Raw genomic sequence first — 4,947 nt, 5'->3', positions numbered from 1 at the left:
AAGCCGGTGCGCGGATTGGCAAACGGGATATTGGCAAAATTTTCGCTATTGCGGCTGAACTGGTCGCGCCCGCTGCGCGCACCGGCATTCAGCTGCGGCCACAGCGCACTGTCCACCACACCCAGGCTGGCCCGTGCCTGACGCACGCGGGCATCGGCCTGGGCCAGGTCCGGGCTGGACTGCAAGGCCTGCTCCACCAGCTGGCTGAGTGCGGCATCGTCAAACACCGTCCACCAGCGTTGCAACTGCGGCTGATTGCTGCCTGCCTGATATTGGTACTGCGCCGGCAGCGTGGTTTGCGGCGCGTGGTAATCCGGGCCGACGGCGCAGGCGGTGAGCGCCAGCAGGGGGCAGAGCAAAGGGAAGAGGATACGGTGTGACATCAGTGACTCCTCTGCAGGAACATCCGGTAGGCCAGCAGCAGGGTACCGGCGGCAATGGCCAGCAAGGGCCACAGGTGTGGCCAGGCCTCCGCCAGGCCATAGCCCTTCAGGAAGATGCCCTTGACGATGACGATGAAGTGGGTGAGCGGGTCCACCGCGCTGACCATGCGCAGCGGCAGCGGCATGTTTTCCACCGGGGCCATGTAGCCGGACAAAATCACCGCTGGCGACATGAAGGCAAACGAGCCGAGAAAAGCCTGCTGCTGATTGCTGCTGAGGGCGGAAATCAGCAGGCCGAAACCCACCAGCGACAGCCCGTAGCACAGCATGGACAAAATCAGCAGCCCCACCGTGCCGCTGAACGGCACCTGATACACCCATACCGCCGCCGCGGCAATGATGCAGCCCTGCACCAGTGCCACCAGCATGCCGGGCAGCGCCTTGCCCGCCATGATGTAGGCCGGGGTCAGTGGTGACACCAGCAATTGCTCGAAGGTACCTTCTTCACGTTCGCGTGCCAGCGACAGCGCGGTCACCATCAGGCAGCCGATGGTGGTGATGATGGCCACCAGGCTGGGCAGCACGAACCAGCGGTATTCCAGATTGGGGTTGTACAGGTTTTGCACCAGCAGCCGTGCCGGTGCGGCTTGCCGGCTGCGCTCGGCGGCGTACTGCTGCACCACTTGCAGCGCGTAGCCATAGGCAATCTGCGCGCTGTTGCTGCGTCGGCCATCAATGATGGCCTGCGCCGTCACCCCCTGGCCGCTGGCCAGCCGGCGCGAGAAATCCTGCGGCAAGCTGATGGCCAGCAAGGCCTGCTGGCGGTCTATCACCTGCTGCATGTCTTGCTGGCTGTGCAGCATCAGCACTTGTGGAAAGGCCTGGGTAGCGGCCAGTCGCTGCACCAGCTCGATGGATGCGGCACCGCCATCCTGATTGAACACCGCCAGTGTGCTGTTTTTCACTTCCAGCGTGGCGGCGAAGGGAAACAGCAATAGTTGCAGCAGCACCGGGGCAATCAGCAGGCGGCGGCTTTGCGGCGTGCGCAGCAGCGCCTGCATTTCCTTGCGGATAAGGGTGAGCAGACGTTGCCACATCTCAGTTGCCATCCAGTCGGCGCGGTGTCCGCCAGGCGGTCAGCCCCAGCCAGAAGGCGGCGGACAGCAGCAGAAACAGCAGGTTGATCAGCAATACCGGCCAGATTTCGCCAGCCTGGAACAGTGTCTGCAAGGCGCTGACAAAATAACGCGCCGGAATCAGGTAAGTCACCGCCTGCACCGCCAGCGGCATGCTGCGGATTTCAAAAACAAAGCCGGACAGCATGATGGCCGGCAGGAAGGCCGCGGTCAGCGCAAACTGCGCAGCGATGAACTGGTTGCGCGTGGTGGTGGACAGCAACAGGCCCAAGCCCAGCGCGCTACCCAGAAACAGGCTGGTGACCACAAACAGCACCCACAGCGAACCGCGCAGCGGCACGCCCATCACCAGCGTGGCCACCAGCACGCACATGGCCATCGCCGCCATGCCCAGCAGGTAGTAGGGGATGATCTTGGACAGCAGCAGCTCGGCTCGCGTCACCGGCGTGGACAGCAGCGCCTCCATGGTGCCGCGTTCCCACTCGCGCGCCACCACCAGCGAGGTGAGCAGCGCGCCGATGATGGTCATGATGACCGAGATGGAGCCGGGCACCAGGTAGTTGCGGCTGACGGTAGTAGGGTTGAACCAGTAACGCGGCTGTACGGTCAGCGTGGCCGCTGGTGGCTGGCCACTCTGGCGCTGGTTCAGCCACAGCTGGAATACCCCTTGCACATAGCTGGCAACAAAACTGGCGGTATTGGGCTCGGCCCCGTCGGTCAGTAACTGGATGGCGGCAGCACCCTGACCCTGCCTGACCCTGGCGGAGAAATCGCTGCGCACAATCACCACCCCGCGCACCTCGCCCAGCTGCAATTGCTGGCGCATGACGGACTCGGAGGTGGACAGGCTGGCGGCGATATAGGGCGAGGCTTGCAGCGTTTGCACCAGGCGGCTGGCTTCTGCGCCGCCATCCTGCTGCACGATGCCCAGTCGCACCCGGTTGGCATCCAGATTGATGCCGTAGCCGTAGATGAACAGCAGCAGCACCGGCAGCACGAAGGCAATCAGGATGCTGCTGGGGTCGCGCACGATCTGGTAGCTTTCCTTGCGGCACAGCGCAGCAAGGCGGCGCAGGCTGATGCTCATGTGGCCTCCCGCAAGCGGTCGTCACGTTCCACCAGCGCGATGAAGGCGTCTTCCATGCCGGGGTCGGGCAAATCAGCGCTGATCACCATGGCCTTGAGTTCATCCGGCGTGCCACTGGCTATCATGCGGCCGCGATACACCAGGCCGATGCGGTCGCAATATTCGGCTTCGTCCATGAAGTGGGTAGTCACCATCACCGTGACGCCCTTGTCCACCAGGCTGTTGATATGGCTCCAGAATTCGCGGCGGCTGACCGGGTCCACCCCCGACGTCGGTTCGTCCAGAAACAGCAATGGCGGCTGGTGCATCAGCGCACAGGCCAGCGCCAGCCGCTGCTTGAAACCCAGCGGCAGTTCGCCGGCATTCATGGCCAGAAACGGCTGCAAGGCAAACACCCGCACCATGTCGGCCACCGCCGCACGCTGGCGCGCACCGGACAGGCCGTAGATGCCGGAAAAAAACTCCAGGTTCTGCGCCACGCTGAGGTTGCTGTACAGGGCAAATTTCTGCGCCATATAGCCGATTTGCTGCCGCGCCTGACTGGCGGATTTTTTCAGGTCCAGCCCCATCACCCGCGCAGCGCCACTGCTCACCGGCAACAGGCCGCACATCATCTTGAAGGTGGTGGATTTGCCTGCGCCATTGGGGCCGAGCAGGCCGAAGATTTCGCCACGGCGGATGCGGAAATCCACATGGTCGGTGGCGACAAAATCACCAAAACGGCGGGTAAGCTGCTCGGCCACGATGACGGCGTCGGCATCCACTCCTTCCGGCAATCGCGCTGGCGGCATGTGTTCGGCCAGCGGTGAATCGCCCCCCGGCCCGCCACCCAGCAAATCGATGAAGGCATCTTCCAGCCGTGGCTTGACCGCCTGCAGGCTGGCATCCGGCCCGGCATCCAGACTGGCAAGATCCGGCAGCTCGCCTGCCGTGCGCAATACCAGTCGCACCGCATGACCTTGCAGCGCACCGTCTATCACCTCTGCGCAACGCAGCGCGCGGCGCAATACCTGACGGCGATTACCGGTAATGCCCTGCAACAGCAGGCTGCGGCCCTGCATGCTGTCCATCAGCGCTTGCGGGCTGCCGCTGTATTGCAGGCGGCCTTCGTGCATCAGCAATACTTCGCCGCACAGCTCGGCCTCGTCCAGATACGAGGTACTCCACAGCACCGCCATGCCGCCATCAGCCAGACTGCTGACCATACGCCACAGCTCGCGGCGCGAGATGGGGTCCACCCCGACACAGGGTTCGTCCAGCAGCAGGATGCGCGGCGAACCGAGCAGGGTGCAGGCCAGGCCCAGTTTCTGTTTCATGCCGCCGGACAGTTTGCCGGCCAGCCGTGTGGTAAAGCAGGCCAGATCGGTAAAGGCCAGCAGGCGCTGAAAACTTTCCTCCCGCGCCGCGCCGGTCACGCCGCGCAAATCGGCATACAGCGTGAGGTTTTCCAGCACGGTAAGGTCTTCGTACAGGCCGAATTTTTGCGGCATATAGCCCAGTTGTGTACGCAGTGCGTCACCCGCCGTTACCGGATCCAGCCCTTCTACTTGCAAGCTGCCGCTGTCAGGCTTGAGCAGGCCGGCCATCAGCCGCAGCAGGGTGGTCTTGCCGGCACCATCCGGCCCCACCAGCCCGGTGATGATGCCGCGGCGGATGTCGGCATCCAGCGCATGCAGGGCCGGGCGGCCGGCAAAGGCATGGCCCAGCGCGCGCAGGCGGATGGCGATGGCGTCCGTGCTGGCCGTCATGGACGGATTCATGGCCGGGCCAGCTTCACCGTTACCGGCATGCCCTGACGCAGGGCGGCGTCCGGCTGGCTGACAATCAGCCGCAAGCGGTAGACCTGGGCGGTGCGCAGGTCGGCGGTTTCCACATTCTTGGGGGTGAATTCCGCCGTGGGTGAGACAAAGCCCACCACCGCGGCATAAGGCTGGCTGCGCCCATCACGGTAAATCCATACCTTGCGTCCCGGCTGGGCCTGGCCCAGCTGCGGCTCGGCCACATAGGCACGCACCCATACCGGCTGGCGCAGCGACAGGGTCAGCACGCTGCTGCCGGCAGCCAGCATGCTGCCCGGCTCCAGCACCCGGGTGAGGATGATGCCGTCCGACGGTGCACTCAGCACGGTATCGGCCAGTTGCAGCCGGGCACTGGCCAGCTGGGCCTCGGCCCGTTTCACATTGGCGTCCACTTCGGCCACTTCCTGCGGCCGGTAGCCCTTGCTCAGTGCCTGGTATTGCTGCTGTGCTGCCTGATACTGCGCTTGCGCCTGCTGGCGGGCGGAGCGGGCGGCATCCAGCGCCTTCACCGCTGCAGCGCCGCTGCCGGCCAGTTCCTGTTG

At 64.5% G+C, this 4,947-nt stretch carries 5 protein-coding genes; all 5 read right to left on the bottom strand.

What is annotated here, in order from left to right; all coding sequences use genetic code 11:
• A partial coding sequence (locus JHD62_RS21040) for a TolC family protein (protein ID WP_199104522.1) occupies positions 1–383 on the bottom strand: 383 nt, incomplete at its 3' end.
• Positions 383–1,480 (bottom strand): ABC transporter permease, encoded by a 1,098-nt coding sequence (locus JHD62_RS21035; RefSeq protein WP_199104521.1) that lies wholly within the window; start codon positions 1,478–1,480, stop codon positions 383–385. The genes JHD62_RS21040 and JHD62_RS21035, both read right to left, overlap by 1 nt.
• A gap of 1 nt (position 1,481) precedes the next feature.
• Complete coding sequence (locus JHD62_RS21030; protein ID WP_199104520.1) at positions 1,482–2,606, bottom strand: ABC transporter permease; 1,125 nt, start codon at positions 2,604–2,606, stop codon at positions 1,482–1,484.
• Positions 2,603–4,354 carry an ATP-binding cassette domain-containing protein gene (locus JHD62_RS21025; RefSeq protein WP_199104519.1) on the bottom strand — a complete coding sequence of 584 codons (1,752 nt, stop codon included), beginning with the start codon at positions 4,352–4,354 and terminating at the stop codon, positions 2,603–2,605. Before JHD62_RS21025 ends, JHD62_RS21030 begins: the two co-directional genes overlap by 4 nt.
• An 8-nt stretch (positions 4,355–4,362) precedes the next feature.
• A partial coding sequence (locus JHD62_RS21020; protein WP_199104518.1) for an HlyD family efflux transporter periplasmic adaptor subunit occupies positions 4,363–4,947 on the bottom strand: 585 nt, incomplete at its 5' end.

The organism is Aquitalea sp. ASV11 (assembly GCF_016429185.1).
GTDB lineage: Bacteria > Pseudomonadota > Gammaproteobacteria > Burkholderiales > Chromobacteriaceae > Aquitalea > Aquitalea pelogenes.
This window is presented reverse-complemented; position numbering and strand designations above follow the sequence as displayed.

Excerpts from the sequence above, each read along its gene's own strand:
- JHD62_RS21035 (WP_199104521.1), bottom strand. The coding sequence starts at position 1,480 with ATGTGGCAACGTCTGCTCACCCTTATCCGCAAGGAAATGCAGGCGCTG.
- JHD62_RS21030 (WP_199104520.1), bottom strand. The coding sequence starts at position 2,606 with ATGAGCATCAGCCTGCGCCGCCTTGCTGCGCTGTGCCGCAAGGAAAGC.
- JHD62_RS21025 (WP_199104519.1), bottom strand. The coding sequence starts at position 4,354 with ATGACGGCCAGCACGGACGCCATCGCCATCCGCCTGCGCGCGCTGGGC.